Source organism: Candidatus Methanodesulfokora washburnensis, assembly GCF_003947435.1.
Taxonomy (GTDB): domain Archaea; phylum Korarchaeota; class Korarchaeia; order Korarchaeales; family Korarchaeaceae; genus Methanodesulfokora; species Methanodesulfokora washburnensis.
The window spans coordinates 1-26,029 of sequence record NZ_RCOS01000136.1; the positions used below are offsets into that span (position 1 = coordinate 1).

24 protein-coding genes are annotated in these 26,029 nt (G+C 40.9%); 10 read left to right on the top strand and 14 right to left on the bottom strand.

The window, feature by feature from the left end; translation table 11 throughout:
• Positions 1 to 270: 270 nt before the first annotated feature.
• Positions 271 to 591, top strand: coding sequence for a hypothetical protein (locus D6D85_RS11590; RefSeq protein WP_125672199.1), 321 nt, complete (start codon positions 271 to 273; stop codon positions 589 to 591).
• Positions 592 to 698: 107 nt separating this feature from the next.
• Positions 699 to 2,051, top strand: a complete 1,353-nt coding sequence (locus D6D85_RS11595; protein WP_125672200.1) for a DNA methyltransferase — start codon at positions 699 to 701, stop codon at positions 2,049 to 2,051.
• A gap of 3 nt (positions 2,052 to 2,054) precedes the next feature.
• On the opposite strand, the gene D6D85_RS11600 is transcribed toward D6D85_RS11595, so the two are convergent.
• Positions 2,055 to 2,702 carry a hypothetical protein gene (locus tag D6D85_RS11600; RefSeq protein ID WP_125672201.1) on the bottom strand — a complete coding sequence of 216 codons (648 nt, stop codon included), beginning with the start codon at positions 2,700 to 2,702 and terminating at the stop codon, positions 2,055 to 2,057.
• A gap of 420 nt (positions 2,703 to 3,122) precedes the next feature.
• Entirely contained in the window at positions 3,123 to 3,506 is a 384-nt protein-coding gene (locus tag D6D85_RS11605; RefSeq protein WP_125672202.1) for a hypothetical protein, read from the bottom strand.
• 101 nt (positions 3,507 to 3,607) lie between these two features.
• On the opposite strand from D6D85_RS11605, the gene nadA reads away from it, so the two are divergent.
• The 3 genes from nadA to nadX are packed head-to-tail and all read left to right on the top strand — an operon-like array spanning position 3,608 to position 6,209.
• Positions 3,608 to 4,549 carry a quinolinate synthase NadA gene (gene nadA / locus D6D85_RS11610; RefSeq protein ID WP_125672203.1) on the top strand — a complete coding sequence of 314 codons (942 nt, stop codon included), beginning with the start codon at positions 3,608 to 3,610 and terminating at the stop codon, positions 4,547 to 4,549.
• Positions 4,534 to 5,397, top strand: coding sequence for a carboxylating nicotinate-nucleotide diphosphorylase (nadC, locus tag D6D85_RS11615; protein ID WP_125672204.1), 864 nt, complete (start codon positions 4,534 to 4,536; stop codon positions 5,395 to 5,397). Before nadA ends, nadC begins: the two co-directional genes overlap by 16 nt.
• Entirely contained in the window at positions 5,394 to 6,209 is an 816-nt protein-coding gene (nadX, locus tag D6D85_RS11620; RefSeq protein ID WP_125672205.1) for an aspartate dehydrogenase, read from the top strand. Before nadC ends, nadX begins: the two co-directional genes overlap by 4 nt.
• A gap of 449 nt (positions 6,210 to 6,658) precedes the next feature.
• On the opposite strand, the gene D6D85_RS11625 is transcribed toward nadX, so the two are convergent.
• From D6D85_RS11625 to D6D85_RS11640, 4 genes are all read right to left on the bottom strand, one after another.
• A complete protein-coding gene (locus D6D85_RS11625) occupies positions 6,659 to 6,940 on the bottom strand; it encodes a hypothetical protein (RefSeq protein WP_125672206.1) in 282 nt (93 codons plus the stop codon).
• A 71-nt stretch (positions 6,941 to 7,011) separates the two neighbouring features.
• Entirely contained in the window at positions 7,012 to 7,236 is a 225-nt protein-coding gene (locus tag D6D85_RS11630; RefSeq protein ID WP_125672207.1) for a type II toxin-antitoxin system CcdA family antitoxin, read from the bottom strand.
• A 142-nt stretch (positions 7,237 to 7,378) separates the two neighbouring features.
• Entirely contained in the window at positions 7,379 to 7,669 is a 291-nt protein-coding gene (locus D6D85_RS11635) for a hypothetical protein (protein ID WP_125672208.1), read from the bottom strand.
• A gap of 353 nt (positions 7,670 to 8,022) precedes the next feature.
• Positions 8,023 to 9,660 (bottom strand): hypothetical protein, encoded by a 1,638-nt coding sequence (locus D6D85_RS11640; protein WP_125672209.1) that lies wholly within the window; start codon positions 9,658 to 9,660, stop codon positions 8,023 to 8,025.
• A gap of 468 nt (positions 9,661 to 10,128) precedes the next feature.
• Between D6D85_RS11640 and D6D85_RS11645 the strand changes: the two genes are divergently transcribed.
• Positions 10,129 to 11,421 carry an AlbA family DNA-binding domain-containing protein gene (locus D6D85_RS11645; RefSeq protein WP_125672210.1) on the top strand — a complete coding sequence of 431 codons (1,293 nt, stop codon included), beginning with the start codon at positions 10,129 to 10,131 and terminating at the stop codon, positions 11,419 to 11,421.
• Between the two features lie 17 nt (positions 11,422 to 11,438).
• Positions 11,439 to 12,107 carry a hypothetical protein gene (locus tag D6D85_RS11650; RefSeq protein ID WP_125672211.1) on the top strand — a complete coding sequence of 223 codons (669 nt, stop codon included), beginning with the start codon at positions 11,439 to 11,441 and terminating at the stop codon, positions 12,105 to 12,107.
• 25 nt (positions 12,108 to 12,132) lie between these two features.
• Here the strand turns inward: D6D85_RS11650 and D6D85_RS11655 are convergent, their stop codons facing one another.
• Complete coding sequence (locus tag D6D85_RS11655; protein WP_125672212.1) at positions 12,133 to 14,442, bottom strand: metallophosphoesterase family protein; 2,310 nt, start codon at positions 14,440 to 14,442, stop codon at positions 12,133 to 12,135.
• Between the two features lie 179 nt (positions 14,443 to 14,621).
• Positions 14,622 to 15,047 (bottom strand): hypothetical protein, encoded by a 426-nt coding sequence (locus tag D6D85_RS11660; protein ID WP_125672213.1) that lies wholly within the window; start codon positions 15,045 to 15,047, stop codon positions 14,622 to 14,624.
• A 237-nt stretch (positions 15,048 to 15,284) separates the two neighbouring features.
• Here D6D85_RS11660 and D6D85_RS11665 point away from each other — a divergent pair, with 237 nt between their 5' ends.
• Positions 15,285 to 15,569 (top strand): restriction endonuclease, encoded by a 285-nt coding sequence (locus D6D85_RS11665; protein WP_161969847.1) that lies wholly within the window; start codon positions 15,285 to 15,287, stop codon positions 15,567 to 15,569.
• A gap of 36 nt (positions 15,570 to 15,605) precedes the next feature.
• Here D6D85_RS11665 and D6D85_RS11670 read toward each other — a convergent pair whose 3' ends face one another.
• Genes D6D85_RS11670 through D6D85_RS11690 form a run of 5 tightly spaced genes read right to left on the bottom strand, consistent with a single transcriptional unit; the run spans position 15,606 to position 22,873 of the window.
• Complete coding sequence (locus D6D85_RS11670) at positions 15,606 to 16,124, bottom strand: ribonuclease H-like domain-containing protein (RefSeq protein WP_125672215.1); 519 nt, start codon at positions 16,122 to 16,124, stop codon at positions 15,606 to 15,608.
• A gap of 15 nt (positions 16,125 to 16,139) precedes the next feature.
• The gene (locus D6D85_RS11675; RefSeq protein ID WP_125672216.1) at positions 16,140 to 16,478 is read right to left on the bottom strand and encodes a M48 metallopeptidase family protein; all 339 of its coding nucleotides are present in this window, start codon (positions 16,476 to 16,478) and stop codon (positions 16,140 to 16,142) included.
• Positions 16,475 to 19,819: a type I restriction endonuclease subunit R gene (locus D6D85_RS11680; protein WP_125672217.1), complete on the bottom strand. Its 3,345-nt coding sequence runs from the start codon at positions 19,817 to 19,819 to the stop codon at positions 16,475 to 16,477. Before D6D85_RS11680 ends, D6D85_RS11675 begins: the two co-directional genes overlap by 4 nt.
• On the bottom strand, positions 19,816 to 21,120 hold the full coding sequence (locus D6D85_RS11685; RefSeq protein ID WP_125672218.1) for a restriction endonuclease subunit S: 1,305 nt from the start codon (positions 21,118 to 21,120) through the stop codon (positions 19,816 to 19,818). Before D6D85_RS11685 ends, D6D85_RS11680 begins: the two co-directional genes overlap by 4 nt.
• Before the next feature lie 4 nt (positions 21,121 to 21,124).
• A complete protein-coding gene (locus D6D85_RS11690; protein WP_125672219.1) occupies positions 21,125 to 22,873 on the bottom strand; it encodes an N-6 DNA methylase in 1,749 nt (582 codons plus the stop codon).
• 241 nt (positions 22,874 to 23,114) lie between these two features.
• Between D6D85_RS11690 and D6D85_RS11695 the strand changes: the two genes are divergently transcribed.
• Positions 23,115 to 23,921: a hypothetical protein gene (locus D6D85_RS11695; RefSeq protein ID WP_125672220.1), complete on the top strand. Its 807-nt coding sequence runs from the start codon at positions 23,115 to 23,117 to the stop codon at positions 23,919 to 23,921.
• Positions 23,922 to 24,022: 101 nt separating this feature from the next.
• Entirely contained in the window at positions 24,023 to 24,895 is an 873-nt protein-coding gene (locus tag D6D85_RS11700; RefSeq protein WP_125672221.1) for a hypothetical protein, read from the top strand.
• A gap of 51 nt (positions 24,896 to 24,946) precedes the next feature.
• Here D6D85_RS11700 and D6D85_RS11705 read toward each other — a convergent pair whose 3' ends face one another.
• Positions 24,947 to 25,714 carry a methyltransferase domain-containing protein gene (locus tag D6D85_RS11705; protein ID WP_237558843.1) on the bottom strand — a complete coding sequence of 256 codons (768 nt, stop codon included), beginning with the start codon at positions 25,712 to 25,714 and terminating at the stop codon, positions 24,947 to 24,949.
• Between the last annotated feature and the right edge of the window lie 315 nt (positions 25,715 to 26,029).

The window sequence follows — 26,029 nt, forward strand, 5'->3', positions numbered from 1 at the left end:
CTGCATAAGGCCAATTTGCGTTTTCCCACATTAAGATCATTTTCTCCTTGTATTACTAAGCGATCACTTGCCAGATCACTTCATTATTTAAACCTATGAGTTTTAGCGTGCAGGCAAGCTATTTGGTGCTTGTAATGATCTCGCTACCCAAGATTATTGAAAAGCTCAAGTCTGAGGAGTTTGAGCGCAGTTAATGTTGTTAGCGCTCTTAGAGATGCATACAATCGTTTAAGCGTGAAGTTTTTAAAATCCGATAAGTATTATGGATAGATGAGAAGCTCTATTGTCGCCAAGCTCGCGGGATATCTTGGTTTACCCGCCGAGGAGGTTGAGAGAAGAGCCTTGAGACACCTCATTCTGGATGAGTTGAGGCATGCTAGGGCTGAGAAGGTGATGATCCTGTCCAAGTATAATGTAAAGAGCTTTGAGGACCTCATGAAGCTTGTCGAAGAGGATAAGGTGAGCGATGTTGATGCTCATGATGATATAGTCAGGCTCGATTATCTGGAAAACCATGAAAGAGAGCTTGAAGGCCTGTTAAAGGAGCTGGAAGGGCGACTTATAAGAACAAAGAACACCATATTTCACTAACAGGGGAAGGAATTCTCAATCCAACGATATCTACTTAGCTGGAAAAGTAATAGAGAAGTGATAGACTTAAATAGCTAGATGAGTTCAATAAATAAGTGAGTGAATAAATGACAAAAGAATGCGAGGAGCTGACAGCTAAGTGGATCGAGCCCCTAGATAAATGGATGGGGGTAAGCGTAGAAAGTATATTGGAAAGTGCTTTAACTAATAAAGTTACATTTTCAGATAATATGGATCTACCAGTACATCGTTGGTTCCGCTTTCCGGCAGGTTTTTCGGCCGAGCTTGTTAGCATGGTAATGAGAACTGTAGGTGTATCTCGAGATTATCTGATCTTGGATCCTTTTACTGGCTGTGGAACGACAAATGTGGTAGCAAAAAATTTGCACATACGTTCTATAGGAATAGAGCTTCATCCATTTCTAGCTTGGGTTGCTAGAGTAAAGACATTCTGGGAATTTGACATGAAAAATCTCAAGGAAGAAATTCAAAATACATTGGTAAAGGTTAGGGAAAAAATTAATAGCCCCAGTTGCAACATAAACGATAAGCCTGAGCTTCTTCGTAAGTGTTATTCTGAAAAAGTTCTCAAGGAACTCTATGCTGTAAAAGAAGTTGTTGATTCAGTTGATCAAGAGAGAGTGAGGGACTTTTTAACCCTAGCTCTCGTGGCCATATTACGCAAAGTTACCCCTGCTGATACAGGCTGGCCCTATGTTCTCCCACGAAAGAGAAGGAAAAATACCGTTCCAGAAGTATTTGATGCCTTCAGAAATCAACTGATGTTGATGCTCGATGACCTAGCAAAGGTCACTAAAATGCCTACTGTTGAAGCTCAGATATATGAGGCCGATGCACGAAAAATCGATTTTATAGATGCTGAATCAATAGATTTTTCATTTACCTCTCCACCCTATCTGAATAACTACGATTATGCTGATAGAACTAGGCTTGAGCTGTACTTCTTGGGCTGGGCCTCCTCATGGAAGGAGATAAGTGAAAAGATAAGGAAAAAACTCATCGTTTCATGTACTCATCAGGCAAAGGAGCTCGGACTGAAGGAAGGGTTGATGCCAGATGAAGAGATGGACTCTGAGGTCAGAGAGAGCTTAATTAAGGCATCCGAACAGCTTAGAAAGATAAAATATACAAAAGGTGGGAAAAAGGATTATGACATAATGATCGTTGCATACTTCAATGACATGCTTAAAGCAATGCGGGAAATGTACAGAGTGCTGAAGGACGGAGCTTATTATGCTATAGTGTTGGGAGATTCAGCTCCTTATGGCGTACACATTCCCACGGATGAATATCTTGCTAAAATAGGAAAGAGTATCGGTTTTAAAAAGGCCAAAATCTTTGTCTTAAGGGAGAGAGGAGGAAAATGGAATTACGTTGTTAAGGCTGGAAGAAGGCATGGAGTCAAACTAAGGGAAAGTCTAATTCTATTTCAAAAATAAATTTCAGCAGGTGTAATCTAACTTTAGCTTTTCCTCAGGGTCTGTTTCAAGAATATACTTTTTAAACCAGTTCCTTATTTTTTCCTTAATACCTGATTCCTCGATTATTCTCTCCTTTATCTCATCTAACTCTTCCTTAGTTAGCTTGCAAAAGTTTTGCCATGAGAGCTTAGGAGTTTCCTCATCCCTTTCATCCCAAGAGAATCTCACATTATACTCCGAGAGAATCCTGTCGAGCAAGGGGGGATCGACGGATATTATATCAGTACAAGATGTGCTTATCAACTTCTTAGCCTTGTCGGTCCAGCCAGTTCCAAGTAGAATGACAAGGCTTTTTTTAATCGTTGGAAATGTCGCTTTAAGTCTGTTGTGTGCTACAACAATCCAGCTTCCTTTATCTCTTGCATGCTTCTTATATCGCAGATACTTGATATCTATAAGAGCTACTGGCTTCCCTTCTTTAAAAATCGGGAGATCGATTTCAAAATCTATACCAATTTTATCAAATAACTTTCCACTATAGATCTCCATATGATATTCCTCAACTAGGCTCTTAACTATGCTTCTTATCCCATCTTCAATTAGTTTACCGACAGCCTCGCCCAAAGCACTAGCAAAATCCTTTACAGGCTTATCTGTAGCCAAGCTCAAGATCCATGCAGTAAATTATAATCTCTTTAAAAACCTTCTCTCACTCTTAAGGAAAATCATGAAAGAGAGCTTGAAGGCCTGTTAAAGGAGCTGGAAGGGCACTAATAAGATAGATGAGCCATTGAACAGGAGCCTTGCTTAAATTGCGGGATATGGATCGATAAATGTCCTGTGAAAGCAATAAGCAGGGGTTCTTTTGATAGATGGAAGTGCAAGAACAGGCGAAAAATCTTGGGATGTGGAATACCATGCATTGTCTGCTGTCCTGTGGGTCTAAACTCATTTAGAGGTGGAAGTGCACGAGGTTCCCTCATATAACAGCATGCAGGAAACTGGTTGCTCGCGTGCTTATCAAGTCTCTGATAGCTTCGATTTAATTTTAACTGCAAACTCGTTCTCATTAGCAAAAATTGCAATTCTCTAAGAGAGGACAGGCTCATGTTTTTTTTTCCGTGAATATCTTTCTCTCTGCCTCTTTCCATAGTGAGTATCATTCGATGCTAAAATCTCATCGCTAGTCAAATTGTGGATTTCAGGCTTCTCATTCACTATCTTTACATATATCAATTGGTTCGCCCAATCCAATCCTATTTCTATAGCATCTTTTATAATTCTGTAAGCTAGAACTTCCCCTTTTCCACATTTAGCTCGGGATCGTAGTAATTCCTTGATAAATGCGTGGGCAAAGGTATCCCCAATCCCGGTACATCCGTATCCCAGTTCTTCCAGAATTCCTCCCTGCCATCGGGTAGAATGGCCATATAAGCTGGTGTACAGAGCTCTAGAGCTCTTCACCGTCCTCATATGTTCAGAGAGTGATGATAGCGACCACTTTACACAGTAGCTACTAAGACCTTGCTTAAAGCTTAAATTGCTCTTACTAATTATTTGGATGGCGATGAAGCTTGCAGGCAAGGAGCCTCATTGATGAAACACTTAGATTGAAGAGGGAGCGTAAAGCCATAATTCTTGCGCACAATTATCAAGCTCCCGAGATTCAAGATGTAGCAGACTTTGTTGGCGATAGCCTAGAGCTGTCGATAAAGGCCATGGAGGCAGATGCCAAGCTCATTGTTTTCTGCGGAGTTGATTTTATGGCTGAGCAAGCAGCTGTGATTAACGAGTCTGCAGAGGTTCTTCACCCTGATCCAAGTGCTAGGTGCCCTATGGCCGCCATGATAGGTATTGATGATGTGCGTAAGGCTAGAAAGCTGTTTCCCAAAGCGCCTGTGGTTATCTACGTCAATAGCCCAGCTGTTGTGAAGGCTGAGGCTGACTACGTTGTTACGAGTGCTAATGCAGCAGATGTTGTGAAGGCTATAGAGAGTGACGTTGTTATCTTTGGTCCTGACAGGCACTTAACTGAGCACGTTGCTGAGAAGACTGGCAAGATTGTTATTCCTGTTCCTCCAAACAGTCACTGTCCAGTTCATGTGATGTTTAAGGCTGAGGAGATAAAGGTTCTGAAGCCCCTGTACAGCGACGCTGTACTCATTGCTCATCCAGAGTGCCCTGCAGAGGTAAGATCCTTAGCAAGCTTTGTTGGTAGCACAAGCCAGATGGTAGGGTTTGTTAATAGCTGTGGTTATAAACGTGTAATTGTTGGTACAGAAGTTGGGATAATACATAGGCTTGCTAAGGAGAACCCAGACAAGGTATTCATACCAGCATCAACCAGTGCCATCTGCATAGACATGAAGAAGATAACTCTTGAGAAGGTATACACAAGCCTTAGGAATAGGGTCTACAGGGTTGAGGTCCCCAAGAAGATTGCTGAGAAGGTAAAGAGAGCAATAGAGAACTCGTTCAGGGTTCTGGGGAGGGAGCCCTCATGGTCGAAGAGGTAGCCTTTAAGAGGCTCCTCGAGTTTCTAGAAGAGGATATACCGCTCTGGGACACCACATCAGCTGCTATAGTACCTGAGGGTGCTGTTGTGAGGGCTTATGTAGTGGCCAAGCAGAGAGGTGTTGTTGCCTGCATAGAGGATGTTGTCTACTTCCTTAAGAGGCTTGGGCTAGAGGTTAAGGAGCTTGCCAGAGATGGAGACACAGTAGATAGGGGTTCATCAGTTCTAGAGATTGTTGGCAACGCAAGAACAGTGCTAGCTGTTGAGAGGACAATACTCAACATATTGATGCATTGTAGTGGTGTGGCTACAGAGGTTAGGAGGCTTGTTGATATGGTTAGGAGGGTTAATCAAAGGGTTAGAATAGCAGCAACAAGAAAGACATTACCTGGGCTCAGATACTTTGAGAAGAAGGCTGTTGCTGTGGGTGGTGGGGATACACACAGGCTCTCTCTATCCGACGCTATCCTGATTAAGGATAATCATGTGAGGATTGTTGAGAGTATTGAAGAGGCTGTGAAACTGGCTAAGGCAAGAGCTAGCTTTGCTCACAAGGTAGAGATTGAGGTCTCAACAGTTGAGGATGCTGTAAAGGCTGCTGAGGCTGGTGCAGACATAGTAATGCTCGATAACATGTCCCCTCAAGAGGTTGCCAGAGTTGTCGAGGAGCTTAGGAGGAGAGGCTTGAGGAACAAGGTTGTAATAGAGGTGTCCGGAGGTGTAACAGCTGAGAACATAGGTGAGTACGCAAAGCTTGATGTGGATGTTATTAGCTGTGGGTATATAACGCTATCAGCTAAGGCTCTTGACATGAGTCTCGAAATTGTTGAGGTGATTAAGAAGAGGTGAGGGTAGCGATAATAGGTTGTGGAGCTATAGGCTCCGTCCTTGTAGAGGCTATATGCAGAGGATATGTAAAAACCGAGCTAGTAGCGCTAATGGATATCTGTCCTGAGAGGTGCGAGAACCTCACAAAGAGTTTCTGCAGTGAGTTTCCTAATATTAGTGTGTGCAGGAACTTAGGCTGTATGCTGAATGCAAAGCCGCAGCTAGTTGTTGAAGCAGCTTCTCAGCAAGCTGTTAGGGAGTATGTTCCGAGGCTCCTCCAGCATGGAGTAAGCGTTGTTGTTCTAAGTGTTGGTGCCCTGCTCGATGAGCACACACTTAAAGCTGTTAAGGATGCCTCTAGAGTTAGTGGAGCAAAGGTTTACATCCCCACAGGAGCTATAGCAGGTATAGATGCTGTAAAGGCTCTTGCTAACGCAGGTGTTAAGAGAGTTGTGCTAAGGACGTACAAGAATGTCAAGGCTTTTGATCCTGAGACGCTGAGAAGGCTGGGCTTCGGTGAGGTGAGGGAGAGGGCAAAGATTTTTGAGGGCAGGGGAGACATAGCAGTTAAGCTCTTCCCAGCAAATGTAAACGTTGTTGCAGCACTGGCCCTAGCATCAGGGCTGATACCGTGGGTAGAGGTGTACGCAGATCCTAGACTAGAGAAGAACATCCACGAAATAGCCGTTGAAGGTGTGGCATCAACAATTAGTATTAGGGTTGAGAATATTCCGCACCCACGAAACCCAAGAACAAGCTACTTAGCAGCTCTCTCAGCAATACAGTTACTCAAGCAGCTTGTTGGCGGGGAAACAGTGGTTGTTGGTACATAAACCCTTTTGTAGCTGTTGCTCTTCCCCAGCTCCTCTTCACTTTCCTCCTCAAAGATTGCTTCTTCAGCTTCTGCACGCGCAGTATATCAAGAGGAGAAGCATGCAGATGGAGGATAGAACTATTACTTAAGATGTTATGCGTTCTGCTGGAGGGCATTTTATTCCCTGAAGGATGCCAGGGGCTAATATTAAAAATTATAGCTTGTGCGTGCAACGCAGCGCATCTAGGTGCGACTCGCGCATGTACACGCATGTGGCGTATTTGTTCACTTAAGCCAAAAGTTTTCTTAGTTTCTCCCACTTCTCTTTGTGCTCAGCGATTTGCTGCGGCCTAACACTTGTCCCTTTATAGCCATCTTTCCATACAGGAATATAGCCGTCGATTAATTCTTTGAAATTTGGCTGATTGATCACAAATTTTTTGAGAAAATCCTGCCAATCGTCCGCAGTTAAGATGTAAAAATAGGCCTCTCAGTATCCCTCTTATTTTCAAAATCGACAAATATTAGTAAAGCTTGTCTATCGTTTATCCCTTTTATTCCTGGCCATTCCTTTCCTTGTTTTGTTTTTACCTCTATCCTTACTTCTTTACCGCTATCCGGATTGTATACTAGTATATCAGTTTTCTTTCGATGTCCTAATGTCACCTGGGCGTAAAAATCCCTTCGGCAAATTTCACTAGCCGCCGCATATTCTCCGGCCATGCTGAGGTTTTCCTTTTTTAGTTTCATATGCTATAAAGAGGTATCTGTATTTAACCTTAATGCGCACGTGCGCATCTCCTCTCTTGCATCTAGGACTTCTACCTCTCTTTTCTTGCTTTATTTATCCGATTAACGATCTCCTCCTCAGGAATTCTGGAGAAGAGCTCTCCAGCCCTCTTTGCAGCCTCCTTAGCTTCTTTAATTTTTCTCCTCCTCAGCTCCTCCTCGAGGGCCCTCCTCAGGACATGGCTTATGTTGATTCCATGCCTCTCGGCCTCCTCCTTGAGTTCCTTTGGAATCCTCACGGTTACTGTAACACTCATCATGTAATGCTGAAGACTGTAGCATATAAATATTTCGATCAATATCATGGAGATATATTTCTGTAAGTCATCAAAGCGCTTTCGAGCTAGGTGCTGGGATAATGCCTGAAATATATAGAGCTCTCAATGAAAAAAGTGAGAATTACTCCTCCGCAACCTCTTTTATCCTTTCAATTGCATCTTTCAGACTATTGACTTCTTCCACCAGTATAGCTACCCCATTTTTCTTCTGAACCGTGAAACTTACCCAGTACTTTCCATCCTCGTTCTCCTCTATGTCACCGGATCCAGTTACATCTCCTTTATATTCCACGTCCCAAGCCAGCTTCTCTCCTATCCTTCTCTTCACCCTGATTGTTCCTTTTTCAGTTCTTATCTCTCCCTCTAATGCAATGCCTGCCTGCAACGCTATGCACGTCTCCTCAAAGCTCATCCTGCCACCCAAAGAATATAACAAGCTGAAAATAAAAACATTTATCCCTTTAATGCTATTTCTGGCACTGGCTGCATTAGACCAGTGAAAATGACAGCAGCTTACCACTACAATCTTTAGAGATTTCTAGAAACCTGCTTAATGCTAAGCAAGCTGAGTAAAATGCGTTCAACTCCATGATCTTCTTGTATTCATTACTATCTCTTCAAGCTCATCTAAGTACACATCATGATAGGGAACGAAGATGTTACACCATCCTCCTTCTTTTGCGATACCAGCTACCAATTTCCTAGGTTAGCGGATCCGGATACCGATTATCAGCATCCTAATCAAAGAGATAATTAACCCGGGTTTCATTCAGCCTTTTTCCTTCTAAATAGATGAAGCTTTCCTCTAATATAAGGATAGAGCTTGTAGTAGAAGAGATATATGAGGGTAAAGATCGCCAACGTTACAGCGAGGGCATAAGGGAATCCTAGCTTGGGCTCAAGATATTCCAATGCTTGGAATGCCCCGAACACGCCGAACAATATGGTCAGCAGGACCTGCTTTCTGGATAGATCCTCCTGGCGGGCTGCTAATTCAACCTGTTCTTTCAGGGCTTCCTCTTCATAGAAAGTTCTAGCCATGTCATCCAGCTCCTTTAACAGAGATTTAAGCGCATCAGCCTCGCCTGAAAGCCTTAATCTTTCCTTTCCGTGCTCCATGATACTCCTTTCTGGATCTTTTATAAAAAGTGAGACATTGTTGTACTCCTCCAGCCCGTCCATCAGGCCCTCTCTTATCTCTGCTACCTCGCTTGGCCTCACTATTTCTCCCCTCTTTTTCCTCTCCCTGAACTCCCTGAACTTATTTCTGTAGACTGAGGTATACACCCTTAGGATCATGCCCGACAGCGACAAGAATTCCACTGGCTGCACAAGAATGAGTTCCACTAGTCGGTACGCAAGCTCCTTATCCTTCGCAAATTTTAGCTCTTCATCCAGCGTGGTGGAGCCTAAAAAGAGGGATACAGCACCAGATACAAATATTGCATAATGCACATCAAGAGAAAGGTTTTCTCCCAGAACCTTCCTAGTAGCATCCTCTCGGCAATATCTCCAAGCTCCATGGGTTCCATAAATTCCAGCTATATCCTTTAAATGCCTTTCAACAGTGTCTTCAGCGGTCGCACATTTACCATTACACCTGTGCTTTCTGATACACACGACTCTGCTAACCGGAAAATATGATGTCTTAAGCTTTTCCTTAATTTTATCTCCAGCTATATCGCCCTTTTTCAGCGCATAAAAAGCCGTGTCATAGTTTCCATGCTCGCTTTCAAATAGAACAGCCCACAGAGGCTTAATAATTTCCTGCTCAATGAATTCATACAGTGTTCCCTCTTTTATATTCTCGAATGGATCCTTAATTGTGGATTCTGCATAATATAGCTTTCTCTCAATCTTTATCAGGTCGTCCGTTGAGAAATTCCCATTCAGGTGGATCCACGATGTTAAAACACAGATCCCAGCACAGTGTAGGAGGAGGTACAGCTCGCATTTCAGCTCATTGAGATAGCTGAGCTCTGGATCCTTGATGCTCACGTTCAGGTCGGTCAATTTAAGCCTCGCATACCGGCCCAACTCTAGGTATTCAGGATCAAGTACATCGCTATCTGCCGAGAATATCGCTTCAAACATCGTATGTGCCTTATCAATCTCCTCTCTGAGCTTCTCATTCTTCATTAATTCCTCTATGCTGATCTTCTCCGCATCCTCGATTCCTAACTCCTTTGCCTTACGATAAACAAATTGTGGTGTAGGCCTACCTTCCTCAGAAGGAGGGATCCAGATTCCCTCAACCATTTTATATCTTTCAGAAAACCGTTCTAACAATTCTTTCAGATCCTCCGCTTCAATGGGAGCCCCTAAGTCAAAAGGAATGATATAAACAAGATCCAGATCCTCAAACCTTACTTCCTCGCTTTCAGCTCCCATATTCGTGTCCATAATTTTACTTAAGTAATGAGAACAATATAAATGTTCTGAAAAATGATTTAACGTTTTGCCCCCGAATTCCGAGCCTCTTCTTTTATGAAGTCCTTGTTGCTTCTTATTCGTCAAGAAACTTCCCTAAACACATCCTGTCAGCCCATATGATAACTCTGAAGGCGGAGAACTTAAAAGAAAAGGAGAAATGGGAAACTGAGGAAGCAAAAATTTTATCTTCCACATACTGAGCCTCAATTACCGCCAGGACATCCTTTTGATTAGCTTTTTTCTTCCTGAAAATCTTAAAGACCTTCTATCATGTAGCTAAGATCAATCTTCCCAGTTATGAACCTCATCTATTATGGTAAAACTTTTTCTTGTCACTCTAATGCCTTTTTTCTCTTAGCATATCTATGTATATTTAGTATTTACATAAACCTTATTTATATTGTCTTTGTCAGAAAGTGCATAAGGTGATCTCTTCGTATGGTTGAGGCAATGGATGAATATGACCAAATGCTTAAGGATTTTGAGAAAAGAAAAGATCAGTATGGGTTTGTGGAGATAAGATGTGCATCAGTAAGAGGAAGAAATGAAAAAGGAGAGAGCATATGGATTGGAGTGGCGATCAAAGTTATTCCTCACAAGAAGGATGAGGAGAAAGGGGAGGAGAGAAACTACAACTATGGGGATGTGATCTTCAGAAGGATATACATCCTGGCGGAGGATTTTCTTAAGATCCTCAGAAATTCGAGGGAGACTAGGATACTTAGGATTCCAGGAGATCCTGAGCTCGAATATAGGATTGATGAATTGAGAAAAGAGATCATATATAGCCAGCATGCTCAAGAGTTTGTAATTGGAATAGAATGGCCCTGCATAAGATATTATTATTCAGGAAGTAGCTTTCCTAGCGGAACGATACACGAGCATGAACCTCTTGCTCGCATGAACCTTCCATTTTATCCCTATTTTTCGATCGCTTTTGAGAGCGAAATGGAGATTGTATGGAATAATTATTTTAGAGCAGAGATAATAATCCCCGACTATAGAGCAAGGATAAGAAGATTAAAGGTCCTTTCCGAAAAGAAGGTAAATGTTGAGGTTGATACTTTCGGCATATCTCCGGATGAGATTGCTGGAAAGTACTGCTGTGGTGTTGGAAAAACCTATAGAACCGGAGATTTTGATATAAAAAGTGGCATTATAGAGCTGGATGATGAGATAAAGTACATGCATGTTGTGCTGATATCAAAAGAGGAGGAAGTTCTAGACAGCCGGTGGTTTCCAACAGTATATGGAGGTCAGGTTGAGTTTGAGCCTACAGAGGAAAATCTAGAAAACATAATTTATCGAGGAGAAAATGAAAGAGTCGAGTTCAAGCTAAATGCAGATGATGAAGAGGATCTTCTTGAGACTATAGTCGCCTTCGCTAACAAGTCCGGAGGGATTATATTGATAGGTGTGGATGATAATGGAGAGATAAAAGGCTTTGAGTGGAAAAAGGAGAAGAAAGGAGAGCCTCTAAAGGATTGGCTATCAAAGATGATTAGGGGAAGATGCGATCCTTCAAGCATAGACTTTGATGTAAAGGAGATCTACGTACGAGAGAAACCATTAACCCTAATAGAGGTGAAAGAAGGAAAGAACAAGCCTTATCTGCTTAAGGACAAATGTCCTTACATACGTGTCGGCTCAACAGACAGATGTATGACAAGAGAGGAGCTTGATGATATTTATAAGAGGAAATCCCGAGAGGCCACTGGATTTATGAGGTAAAGCTGAAATCTTATACAATGGAATACGCGAAGAAAAATTTAATTTTACATTTGGAGTTTACTGGTGAAATGTCAGATGGTGACTTTCTTCAACTTAAAGGCTGGCTCTGGCACATAGGAGCGAACTATATGAACATGGAAATTAGATCCCTTGAGGAAACAAGGGTTTTTCTTAGCTCTACTGGCCTTAATACAAGTAGAATTACATCAGAGCTTCAAAAGGAATTATCTAAGCATGAAATCGAAGTTCTCATGGACGAGCTCAATCTTCTACTGGATAAGGTTTGGGAACAGCTGAGAACATTGGCGGAGGATAAGCATCCTTCAGCAAGTAGGATAAGAGATGTTTCCAAGATGCTAACGGGCAAGTGGATGATATTTGCCAGCGAGAAAGTCTATAGCAAATTATTTACTGAAATCGTTGAAGTGCTAAAATTGGACGGATTAGATTATTTATCAAAGGCACCCTCGCCCTTGCAAGGGAACAGAGCAGTCCTGATATTTTATGTACCATCCTTTTTAGCCACTAAATTAGTAATTGGCACGCTTTCAGCAATAGAAAATGTGCTTGAAAGGCAAAAGATCAGTACACCAGCCTTTTTTAAGCCTGATGTGTTCACAAGGGAGGGCATCTACTCACGTGAAAGTAGATACCATCCTTATATTTACAGGAAGGTCCTTAAATAATCCCTATGAGTCCCACTAAAATCAATTATGCATTATTCTCTTTATGAACTTCTATAGCTTTTATTCTTTCTATAATTTGAGCTAGAGCTAGGATATCGGCTTTATTCGCCTCGCTGAGTACCTTTCTTGCATTATCATCGCTTGGATTTTTCAAGATTTGCCAGCAGAGGCCCAGTTTGTCAAATCCACTCATATTATAGAAGAACCTCTCCCACCATTCATCCTCTTTATGACCGCATAGGGCATCAAAAACATCATGAAGAGAGCTGGATGAAGTTGGAGCTACAAGGGATACCTGCACATGATAGAGGAGATTTATATTTTGCGCGTCATAGGAAAATCTCTCCTTCAGGATCTTTTTGTCAGCTCCTCCCCAGTGAATAAATACATAATCCCTCTCCTTGTCTTCAAGGTATTCAAAGACCCTATCCTCCTCATCAAACCAGAACTGACTTAACTTTCCTGTGGACATGTCCAGAAATCCATAAAGGACTACATTCTCGCTGCTACCATAATATTCAGTATCATATACTATTATTTTGTTGTGAGAAAGAAGAGGAATAGGTTCCATAAGGTATATCCTGCCTTTTTCCAGCTCCCTCTTCACCTTTGTGTATGCTCTTTTCAAATGAAATTGATGAATTCCTGAGCTATTCCTCAGAACATTCATAACTATCTCGTCTGTTATATCCTGTGGCGCCTTTACCCCATGTTCATAGAGCTTGAATGCATTGTCCCAAGAGAACCCATACCTGAATTTCAGGTTGGCTAGCTCAGGGAGATCCTCAAAAAATATATCACCCTTCTTTCTGGACATATCCATGAAAAGCTTCGCTTCATTTTTTGTTAATGAAAGTTCTTGAAGAGCTTCCAAGCATTCATCCTCGGTTTTCTTCCTAAGAACTTCCTCAACAGGGGATGGGAGCTTTCTAAAGTTCACTGAGACCTCGCCTTTTTCATCAACGTGTATCAGTGCAACATTTGCTCTAGAGAATGAGTCGTCATGAGAGCTCACGTTCACCACTGTAGTTCTGTTCAGCCTCTCATATTTTCCTCCGCATCTATGGGCATGTCCGCACACAACGAGGGGGACATCCTCTCGCTCCTCTATGAAATCTCTCAGGGCTAAGCTGCCTATTGCCTCATCCCCAAACCTCATAGCTCTGTCAAGCAAACCTCTTGGAGGAGTGTGAGACACTAAAATAAGTTTACAGCCTGGTTCTAGAATCTCGCCAGCAACCTCGAGCCTGAGCTTTACATCTCCCTCTAGATAATTCCCTGAAGGACCAATGCCACATGTAGAACCTTCTAGTCCTATTATCAGGAACGAGCCTATAAGAAGCCATGTGCTGTGAAGCTCAAAAACCTTATTTCCATATATCCTAGATCTTGATGAATCATCATTTCCTATCACAGCAGCCAGACCGTATTTTGCGTTAGAAGCAAGTTTTTCAAAGATGTTTTCCTCTGGCTGATCAGATAAAGGAATATAGAAATAGATGTATTTCTTATTTTCCCCTATTTTCTTGGCTCTGGAGACATCATATGACCGAGAAAGTAGATTGAAATTATGCATAATAATGATATCCTCATATCTAGCCATACTTAAGATCTCAGCACCGGATTCATCAAGTATCCTTATTTCCTTCCTTTTTTCATCTTTCTCTTCCTCCTCTACTATTAAAGACGGGAATTCCTCGGCAACAGTTTTCTTAAGAATAATCTCTTGATCTTTCACAGGAATACCTTTTAAATTCTTCAGCACATCGCTTAACCTCTCTACGATCCTAAGAGTTGCTAAAAACGCCTCTTGAACACAACCCTCATTATATGTGGACTTGGGAATACTGAATATAAGTCCATCAGTAGCTTCCTGCACTCTTCTTGGGCGTTCTTCATCAAAAGGAGAAATTTTCAGAAGATCTAGTGGAAATGGAGAAAATCTTCTGGTATCATCCCCAGCATAAAGGATGATATCGGGCTTTTCCTCTAAACTATTTACAAAATCTACTATTAGATTAGTATCATGAATTCTATAGTCGGAAAATGCAAGTATCCTTAAAGGTCCGGTGTGCTGTATTCTCACTAGCTTTTCCGGGAGTATTTGGCTAAGATTCCAGTGCCTCCATATCATCTTTCTATCCTCTAGATTCTCCCTTCCTCTCAGTGTCTCGACAAATCGATCGCACTTATTTCTGTAGTACTCAATTAGCTCATTTCTCCTTCGCTCAAGTTCCCTAGAATCAAGGATTACAAATTTATCTCCTCTTAATTGAATTCTCCTCTTTGCTTTGTTTATAGCTTTTTTAGATCGTAGCTTTAACGGGTTCTTCAATGAGGCTTCACCTTCCTAGGCTTTATAGAAACAAGGAAATTTATAAATCTTATCTTAAAAATTAAACTTAGATATAGTAATATATATTTTCTCCTTATAAAGATTGACAGCTAAACTAGCAGATGAGATATTCCTGCACACACTGAGCCTGAAGGCTTTAGGATTAGCCATAAAGGCTTTTAATGAGGAAAATAAGGAAGATAGCAGAATATCAAGCTCTTTATAGGAGCTACGACGTGATTGTCACAATATCTCTCAAGAACACCATGGGCTAGTAGTACAGGATATTTGGAAGTTTTTAAGATCTTATATTCCTGTTTAATCGTTATTAACGGTAATCGAATTTCAGCATAGCTGCGAAGGTATTTGGGATATCCATTTTTCACTAGGAAATCATTAAGCTCATCTAGGTTTGAGAACTCCATGACACTTATGGGCTGAAAATAGGAGTATAGACTTTCCCAATTTTCTTTATGAATTCTGTTAAGAAGCTCATCCCTGTTTTGTCTGTACTCCTCCATCTCTGGCTTTAGCTCCCTCCTAAACAGTTTAAGGATATTCCAGCCCTCCATGTAAGCATCCAAACTCAAAATTTCCTTAGTCATGATTCTGTTGGCTTGAATAAGCTTTTTGTATAAGAAGAAGGAAAAATAGGAAAGTATGAGAAAGAAATCACTATTTAGAAAGTTTTTGCGTTCCTTTATGGGTTATTAGATATACTCTACTCACTCGTAGATTATATTTATACATTCTTTATGCAAAATCTTTAGTTAATGGAATATAGATAAGCGTGAGATTTACTGCCTAGTTAAGTTTAAATATAAATGACTTCTCATAATCTTATGAGAAAGAAATCAAATTATTCAAAGGGAATAAGTGCTGAGAGAATTGTGAAGAAAAGACTTGAGAAAAAGGGTTGGTTGGTTAAACAAAGCAAGGGAAGCAGGGGTCCATATGATCTCTATGCATTAAAAGGAGGGAGAAAGTTCCTTATACAGGTCAAAAGTGGAAAGTCCAGTTTAAGCAGGAAGGAAAAACGTAGGCTTCGAAAGGCTGCTAGGGAGAAAGGAGCAACAGCAGTTTTTATGAAAGTGAAGGGAAGGAAGATAAGCTCAAAGTTCGTGTGATCCTAGGAAACCATGATATCTGAGGCATTCTAGTGTTTAGTCGAAGGGTATAAGCTCCGGTTTTTTCTCCTTTAGGAACATGAACAATTTTTCTGACGTGATTAAGTCATCCTTATTATGTTGCTCTATTTTTTCATATTCCCTGCGCTTGAAGAAATAAGGCATCTGCTTACCTTCCAGCTCAGGATGATCTCTTTCTATTCCTGCCCGTTGTAACCATAACTTAAGACTCCTGTAATCGTTGCCAAGAAATTGATATAAATCAAACCACTTCCTGTTATATATATTCCAATACTCGCGTTTCATTTTTCCTAATATTTCTAGCCTTTCCAACATGAAGGGGACATCGAATTTCAAGTTGTTATATCCTATTATCGTCACATTTATGGGAATTCTCATTATCTCCTTAATGGCGCTCTCTATAATTTTCACTTCATCTCCTATCTCCCATACCTTCCATTGTTTTATCTTATCACTCTTCTTCATTCCTATGAGGATCACTTCGCATTCATAGGGATCTAATCCAGTTGTTTCTATGTCAAATACTACCACCATTTTTATCTCACCTTTTCAGAACGGAGATAGCCCGTTAAGCTTCATAAGCGATTTTACTATCCTCCTCTCGGCGTCCTCGACATCATTCCTGTCCATAACACTGTAGATCACTTTATAGAACTCATCACCATGAATTGTGCTTCCAAGCTTTAGATGGGCTAGTTCATGGAGAATCAGGTACCTTATGCATTTCTCCTCGGAATTAGACACTATATATCTGTTCAGCCTTATAACGCCCTTCTTTATCGAGACAGATGCTGCCTTTACCTTCATCTCCCTTAGCTCCACCCTGATCCTCCTTTCCATCCCAAGCTCCTTCTTGAGCTCATCTAAGACAGCCCTTATCTCCTTCATCCTTTCTCCCTCCTCAGCTCCTCAATAACATATTCATCTGTTATGTCCTCTGCAAATTTCTTCAGATTCTTCGGTTCAGCTTTAATCTCCTTGAATAGATCCTTCATCAGGCTTGTTCTTATCTCTTTCCTGTGGGTTTCCACAATCCTGGCTGATTTAAGGGCCTTATTTATTGAGTTTCTAAATTCTTGAAGCATGGGTTCTACGTTAAACTTCTGTTTGATTCGCATTCTCACGGTCTCGACTATTCTCTCCTTAACCGGCTTGTTGAGGATCTCTTCGTCATATTTTATCTTTATTTCAGCAAGCTTCTTTAAGCGAAATGCATCTGAGAGCTCAATGTTCCTAGAAAGCCATTCTCTCCTCAGCTCCTCAAGTCTCTCTTTTACCTCATCATAGATGGGATTTGTCCTCTCCTCAAGCAGGCACCTCAGCATGTGATAAGCATCTGCTATCTCCCTCTCAGGCAATACTTCTTCTGCCTTGAGCTTCTCAAATCTGCTTATCAGTTCTTTTAGGCTTTCGTTCGTTATCTCAACCCTCATAAGCGTGTGAAAGTCATCGATAAGAGTTTTGTCGTGTATTCTTTCTATTAGGCCATCCCAGAACTCCTTTGGAAGTTCCCTTCCCTTCAGGTAACGGAGAAATCTGCCATAAAGCCATGTCACAACATTCATATCATGAATATAGTGCATCTTTTCTTCGTTTGATCCCAGAGAGCCAAAAGAATATATGGAATCCCTCATCAGATTTACAAGTCTCAGGATATCTGGATCATCCCAATGCGTAGCTATTATGCTGAGCTTTGAGCCCACTTGATCCAAGTATTTGTTTAGGTCGGGCCCATCCTCCCTAAGCTTCCTCTTCATTTCATCCAGATCTATGCTCAGATCCATCCCATTTAACTTCAACTCCTTCAGCTTTCTTTTTATCTCCTCAAGCAGGTTCTTAAACTCCTCAACTTTCTCCTTTACCTCTCCTAGAAGATTCTTCTCTAAATCAGAAGCTATCCTTCCCTCTGCTATCAGCTCAAACTTCTTCAGGCTATCCTTCATATGAGAGAGAAGCCCAACAGAATCCACTATGAGCCCCATCTTCTTCCTGACAATTCCATCCTCATATGGTCTGTTTACTCTTGCTATTGCTTGGAGAAGCCTGTGTTCATAGAGGGGCTTATCCAAGTACATAACCTTTAGCTTTGGAGCATCAAAACCTGTTATGAGCATGTCTGTCACTATCAGAATTCTTGGGTTTTCTTTCTCCTTGAACTCTCCCTGTATATCCGAGTTTATGCTGCTCATATCGGTTTTCCCCCTTCTCTCAATAAGCTCTAGCTTATAGTTCAGGACATCGCCGATATCATTCTGGTTGTAGCTCATCACTATCTCAGTCCACTTGTCCACATCTGGGTGCTCATTTCCGTATATTTTCATCAGCTCCTCATCTAGAAATCTCTTCAAATAAACACATGCCTCCCTATTTGCAGCAACAACCATCGCCTTGAACTTGAAGTTCTCAGTGTCATCTTTAAGCCTCTTAGCTATGTATTCAGCGAGCTTTTTCAACCTCTCCTTATTTGTTAGAAAGACCTTCACATAGTTAAGGTGACGCTTTACCTCGGATCTTGCTACCCTAAGGGCTTCCTCACCTAGTTCAAAGAAGTTGTCCATGTCATCCGCTATACTGCCTCCTTCCTCTTCTGACATCTCCCTCCATTCCTCTATGTAGGCTTTTATGTCTTCCTCGCTCAGCTTTATCTTGACATCTCCCTTCTCCTGGATCACATCGTAAACTATCGGGAGGGTAAAACGATCCTCTATAGAATCCCTTATGAAGTATATGTCTAGATAAAGCTCCTTCGGTGGATTTGAGAACTCAGCAAACGTGTTCTTTCCTTCAAATCTGAAGACAGGAGTTCCTGTAAATGCAAACCTGACGGAGTTCCTGAAAATGTTCTTCATGACGGATGCTAAAATTCCATACTGGCTCCTATGAGCTTCATCTATGAGAAGTATTATCTCCCTCTTCTCTATGCTCCCGATTTCCTTCAGTCTTCTGTCCCTCTCCTCTTCAGAGAGGGATTCAAGCTCCTTCATCAGCTCCTCATATTTCTTTTTATCGTTCTCCCTGAGATACTCAAGATACCCATTTCCTAGCTCTCTGAGGAGCTCATCGAAATCCTCCCTTCTGAACTTCTGTATTAAGACAATATATACTCCTCTTCTTATTATCCTCTTGTACTCGCTTCTCTTTATCTCAACTACTAACTTCTTCAGCTCCTCCACATTCTCTATTACTTTCAGGTAGTCTCCAAACTTTGGGGCATCTATCCCGCTTAAAAAGTCCTCAAAAAGCTGTTTTTGAAGCTCCTTCCTGTCCAATATAAAGAAGACCAAGGGTTGTCTCTCAAAGAACTTCTCAAAGAATTTGTTTGCAATGAAGAACATCGTGTATGTCTTCCCGCTTCCCTGCCAGTGCCATATAAGACCCTTTCTGTTCTCCTCCGATGGGTTAATGAGATAGTTAGATGCCCTGTTAAAGGCCTTCTCAGCAGCTCTATACTGATTATATCTGGCTATTATCTTCTCAGTCCTTCCCTTGGACTCCTTAAAGAAGGTGTACCATCTAACCATGTTCAAAAGAGTTGATGGCCTGATTAGATCTGTTATGTCCTCCTCAAAGCCTTCATCTCTCTCAATCTTCCAAGATTGGGGTTGTAGAACTCTTTTTTCTTTATCCCAGTTAGGATATGTCGGGATGAAGAGTTTTCTATCGGCCCAGCATATTCCAAGCTGGACAAACCCGAAAAGATCGGGAGATTGTACCTCATACCTCCTTATTTGGTTTATCCCATCCTGCCATGAATCAAGCTTTTTTGATGCCTCCACCTCTATTACTGTGATAGGTATTCCGTTTATGAAGAGGGTGAAATCCGGCTTTATCTCCCTAGGCTGGGCTGGAAACCTTATCTCATGTCCATAGAAATATACGTTATTTTTCAAGTTATCAAAATCTATAAGCATAAAAGTTCTTTTCTCTAGCCTCTTTACTGTGACCTCTATACCATACTTTAGGTATTTCAGGATTTCCTTTTCTCCAGAAGCCCTTAGAATCCCCTTTACTTGATTCAGAACCTCCTTCTTTTCCTTATCATTCAAATCTTTCATGTTGTTCTCATTTATCTTCTCGAATGTCTCATCGAAGACCTTATCATATATCAAGTTGGGCAAAAATGCATATTCAGCAAGGCCATATTCTTCTCCATTTCTCCATCCCAGCCCTTCTAGCCTTCTCTTCAGATCATTGACATCATAATCCTCATAAATCAGACTCCCGCTCATATTCTCACCCTTATTTTACCAGTAAGAAGAAGATCCATCAATCCCTGCTTGATCCTTTCCAGTTTTACTTTTTCTTTTCTTCCAATTTCAAGCTTTTTATCAATAGCCAAAAGAATTTCGACAATTTTTTGTTGTTCTGATAGTGATGGGCAAGGAATTTTTAACTTTTTCACTTCAGACTTTCTTATTGAAGGTGTTGTTGTTTTTCCAATAAGCTTTGTTAGATCGATTTTTTCAAGTAAAAGGTAATAAAGAAATTCTCTATTTATAATTTTTTCATTAGGTATAATCCCCATTATATTATTATCAAATGTTCCGGCTTTAGTAAGAATTCTTACTTTTCTTAAATAAATTACCATTCCAATTTTAGGGAAAATAATAGTTCCTGAAGGGTAGATTTTTACTCCGAGTTTTTCTGCTACTTCATCATCAATTGTATTCTCCGTAACAGAGATGTACTTCTCATTTCCAGGCAGATTTGTATCACTAACTTTAGCAAAAATATACTTCCCATTTTTCTTACCTTGATATTTAATCGGAAACGCAAAACCATTGACAATATCACCTATGGTTTCAAGTCTAACAACCTCCCATTCCTTCGGTATTCTTCCAATCTCTGTATCCTTGAACTCCTTATGCCCTATTCCCTTCGTTAAAAGCTCCTGCATCAACCCCTTCTTCAAGCGCCCAGTCTTGGCTATGATTTCATTAGTTTTCTGGATAGCTTCATCAACTGTGGAGAGAATTTCAGCGATTTTTTGCTGTTCTGGAAACGGTGGAAGAGGAATAAAGAAATTACGGACAATAACATGGTTCAGATGTAAAACATTAGTTCCTTGAGCGGCCGCTTTCATTCTCCTACGCATTGACGGATGTGTTAAATAGTAAAACAAAAAACCGCTATCAACTTCAGCTTTATTAAAAATTAATTTAGTCAAATCCATTGAATATACGTATTTTTCATCTATATTTTTCATCAGAACAGGTGCCCCTATTATGAAACCTTTTGCCATATCGGTATTAGCTATAAACACATCCCCTTCATCTACGAAAAATTCAGGATCTATTTCCACACCTTCCCTGATATATAATTTTTCAGCCTCCCTCTTTAACCCTCCTTCTTTCTCGATGTCGTTAATGGTAAGAAACCTTATTTGAGTTCTGCTAGAGGTGATTTGACTGCTACGATACGAGAAACCTCTCTTGAATCTACATAGTGTGCCTAGCTTATCTATAATCCAATCTTTTGGAACTTTTCCAATTGGTGTTTCTTTAAAGTTGGTCTCCTTATAGAACATCATATTATCACCCTGCCCTCGCTATCTCCATTATGTACTGCTCAACCCTCATCATCACATCCTGCCTCTCCTTCTCAAGCTCCTTCAGCTCCTGGAATTCCCTGAAGATGTCTATCTCCTCCTTCTCCTCATTGAGCATGACATAGAGCGTGACATTCAGGTTGTAGTCGTTGGCTGCGATCTCGCTTTTATCCACAACTCTGGAGAAGCCCTCTATATCAGCAAATCTCCTGTATGCATCCACTATCTTCTCTATGTTCTCCCTCGATAATGTGTTTAGCCTTCTTACTGAGGGATGAGGCACATACTCATTTGAGGCATTTATGAAGAGTATCTTTCCCCTTCTATCCTCGGGCTTATTTCTGTTTAGAATCATTATTATACCAGAAGCAGTAACATTGTAGAAGAGCTTCTCCGGTAACAGTATGACAGCCTCTATCAGATCTTTTTCGACAAATCCCTTTCTTATCTCCGCTTCTTTTCCCTTTCTGAAGAGTGCTCCCTGATCTAGGACTATTCCAACCTTCTTTCTAGCATGATAGAGCATCAACTGAATCCAAGCCCAATCTGCGCTTGACTCAGGAGGATATCCACCACTTACAAAGGTGTTATAAGCCTGCTTTATTGGGCAGGTTCCTAAGTCCTCCTCATCGTATCCATCTTGATTCCAAGGGGGATTTGCTATTACATAATCGGCCTCATCAAACTTTGGATTCAGCAGGCTATCACCTATCTCTATCCTGCAATTCTCAACTCCATGTAGAATTGCATTCATTCTAGCTATTATCGCCATTATCTCGTTCCTTTCCTGGCCAACAAGCTCTACTGATACCTCTTTTCCTCCATTTTTCTCCTTAACATGATTGTATGCCTCTATCAACATAGCAGCAGATCCACAGGCCGGATCCAAAACCTTGCTTCCATCCTCCACATCCAGAAGGTTGACGAGGAGCTTTATCACCTCCCTAGGTGTGTAGGTCTCCCCCTCCTTAGCTTTCTCAGGAGCAAAGTAGGAGAGGATCCACTGGTAGGCATCCCCTAAAACATCATAGCTTACATCTGAGAAGTCATAGCTGTTAAACTCCTGGATAATCTTCCCTATTATATGCCTGTTCTCATCGCTTATGAACCCAAAGAATCCTAGAACCTCAGCCAGCTTCTCAAGTCTATCAAGGTTTTCATTCATGCTGGATATCTTCTTTATTGCATTTCCTATTTCTCCAATGTTCTCTGTTTTCATCACTTCATTCCACGTGTAAAGCTTCTTTTCGTTCTCGTCATATAGTTCTATGTACTCACTGTTTGTAAGAAGAAATGCCTCTTCTTCAGAGTGTCCCTCTTTTTCATAATTCTCCTTTATCTTCTCCCATTTATCGCTTACTGCCTTGTAGAAGAGGAAGAGAAGAAGGACCTTGTAGTCAACAGCCGTCCTTATAAGGTCAGCACACTTTTTGAGAAGCCTTAAGATCTCATCTTTCCCAGGAGTTCCAGCAGACTCGAGTTTAGATGGGAAGATAAAACTGTATATTGCTTTTCTGGCATCATTTGGGTCTGGTTCAGCTCTGAGAAGACCTTTCTTTCTCAAAACGGAAATTAACTTGTTTATATTCTCGATCTCCAAGCCTCTTGATCTAAGAATTGCTTCAGCCTTCTCTGCTGTAAATTTCTCGTCACCAAGTTCGTCCAGCAACACAATATACCTCTTTCTGACCCAATTCTCAAGACCTTCTCCTATATTCCACCTTCTGATACTCATGTTCTCACCATGTAAGTATAGGAGATAAGTACCTTATAAGCTTTTCTGGTATATCATACCCAATTTTGTTTCTGAGTATATATGCAAATGAAGTAAGAAGTAATTTTGAATAAAGTAGGAAAGTTTATATTAAGACTAGCCTTACATTAGAGTATGGGGTACATACCGAGCTGTCTGAGGTATACTAAGAGCTTGAGTTTAGAGCCTCTTAAATGCTCAGAAGCTGGGCTGAAGTGCAACCTTGGAATTGCAGAAGAGATGCTTCATAAGATGCATACCAGGTGATGTTTTCCCTATGGATGAAATAAGAGCAGAATTAGGAAAAATTAAGGGTTATGCTGAAGAGCTAAACATAGAGATTAGTAAAGAAAAGATAGATAGACTTTCTTTGAGACAAATATTAGTTGATCTTAGATTGTCATCGGAGAGAATTTGGTTCTTCCTTTCTAAACTAACTAAAACTTATTTGGAGCAATTAAAACCAGATAGTTCTTTGCAGAATATTCTGCTTATATATGAAGTGAAACAAGAAATTGATCATCGTTTCACTTCTCTGATCTCTTCCGTGAACTCTGTGATTCATCAATTAGATGAGACATCTTACTACACAGATATCGATATTCGGAGAAGCATAACCGAATTAATATCTTCTTTGAATTTATCTATAACTCTTCTTACCGATGCATTATCGCTTACATTAACAGGAATAGCCCAGATAGAAGAACTGATAAGCAATAAATTCATTGGCCTGAGTGAAAGGTGGGCTGTCGCAATATGCTATCTGAGCGCTATGGAAATCATTGTGAATAGAAAACTACAAAAAGAGGGTATTAAAATGGACGGGAAGGATTTCGCTGACAAATACAAAGCTCTATTAAGGATCTTGGAAAATAAGGGAGTTAAGGTTAGTAAGCTCGAAAAAGAGCTTCCCTCTGCATTTTGGAAGCTTAGAAATCAAGTTGTTCACGCTGGCTATAATCCGACACCAGAGGAACTAGACCTTATAACTACATGGGTTAAGAAGATTATAAAATTAGCAATAGATTAAGCTTCAACAGCTTACTAAGTCATTAAGCAGGAATATGAGGGCATAATAAGGCCCCAGTAATCTGCCGAAAAGTTTTTCTAAATTCTACCTTGCCATTATTAATGCCCGATGTATTTCCAGAGCTTCCAAAGGTTTCATTTAAATTCTCTCTTGATGTGGCCACTGTTTATGCCATAGAGATGGCTTTACATGCCCATGAAATAAAAATGAGAGCAGAAAAACAGTACTTTAGCGAAGAACTTCTTGAGGAATGGCGGGAAGCGTTATCTTTACCAAATCTATTTTGGGACCTGAGGGCATTCATGTGTGGAAGGGGGAATTTAAACGTCAAAGTTAAGAGACTGGGAGAACACATTATCCTCCCGCTCCTGCAGAAGAGCATGAAAATCTATGAGGATCACTGGAAGGCCATCCTACCTTCTCTGAAAAATAACGTCTCCCCGCTCTTACAAGCATGGAAAATTCATGGAAAGGAGATTCTTAGGGGGATATGCTCGGCAAGCAGGCTTGAATGGAATATCAAGGAGATAAAGGTATTCTTCGTGGAGCCTATTGCTGATGGACATGGCGATGCCTTCCCCGAAGAGGGATCAATCACCTTCGAGGCTGCTAAAGCCCCGCTGCCAGTGTTTCTGCACGGCCTCACGCATGAGATAGCCCATCTGAATACCGCAGACATAGCATATCAGGAGGATATACGCAGAAAAGTTCTGGCTGAATGTGTAAATGATTTAGTAGCTCAGCAAGCCCTAATCGAAGCCAAAATGCTGAGCAAACTCGATTTTGACGATCCCATCAGGGATATAGAGATGTGGAAGACGGAATCGAGGCAGGAGTTCCTATACGATCCGGAGGAGCTCAAGCAAATCATGGAAAACTGGTGGTCCAATCATCTTGAATCCAAGAAGAATCTACGTGAATCCATCAAGGATCTTTTCGAGGAGGCTTTACCCAAAATGCCATTAAAACAGTGAGTTATTGTCAGTATCAGAGATCGAAAAACTCTGACAGTTTCAGTGAAAATTCTACATTAGTTTTCCTGCTACTATCAATATGTAACATTTTGGATTTTCAAAATTCACCTCAAAGATCGATGTCTTCTCCCTCCAAATATCTTTTTCAAAACCGTATTTCCTCACATGAACAATGTTGAACCCTGAATTTGTTAACATCTGTCTGAACTCCTCTTCTGTGTAGAAAAAGTGCGTTTCCCTCATCTCCTCCTGCCATCTTGATCCCTTATACTTGGTCAGGAATTCAAGGCAATCCGATATATCCATTATTATCCACTCGTCCTTCATCTCATACCTCACTTTTCTCGGGGCGAATTCCTCAACAAATCTCTCAAATTTCATCCTGTAAACATCCTGCTTTATCCTGAACTCAACTCTTTGAGGGTTAGGCTTGAGGTGATCATAGACTATTAGAACTCCATCATCCTTTAGAATTTCATGCGCGTTATGTAAGGCTTTTTCAACGCCCTCATCGCCCTGTGAGGAGTAAACTTCATGCAAAGAGAACTTGAAAATAACAGTATCAAAGGATGAGGATGGAAAAATCCTCTGCGTTATATCACCTTTTATTAATATAACATTTTCCAGTTTTCTTTTACTAGCAACCTCTAAACGATCCATTTCATGATCCACGCCAACGATTATGCTTTTTGGAAAAGCTCTGGAGAGGACCGATAATGTGGCGCCGGTGCCGCAACCAAGCTCAACAATCCTACCCTCCTTAACGTATGGGATGATGCGCTTCGACCTTCTATCGCTGAAAAACTCAGCTCTTCCCATTATGCTCACCAGTTCCGCTCATCATTAAGGTTAACCTCGATAATGCGTGCAAAGCATATTTAAAATTAACTAATCAATAACAGTTCAAAAACTGCTGTTATGAGTGTAGATAATTTCAAAAATCATATAAGCATAAGGGATAATGACTGGATATTCAAAATTTAAATTTGGAGAGAACTAAGCTTTATGATGGCGAAGGAAGATGACCCCATATTTAGCCCCTTGGACACCATTCGCTATGTTGCAGAAAGGAGGGGAGTTCCAATAGATGCCCTGAAAATCCCGGAACGCCTGCTTTTAACCTATCACAGAAGC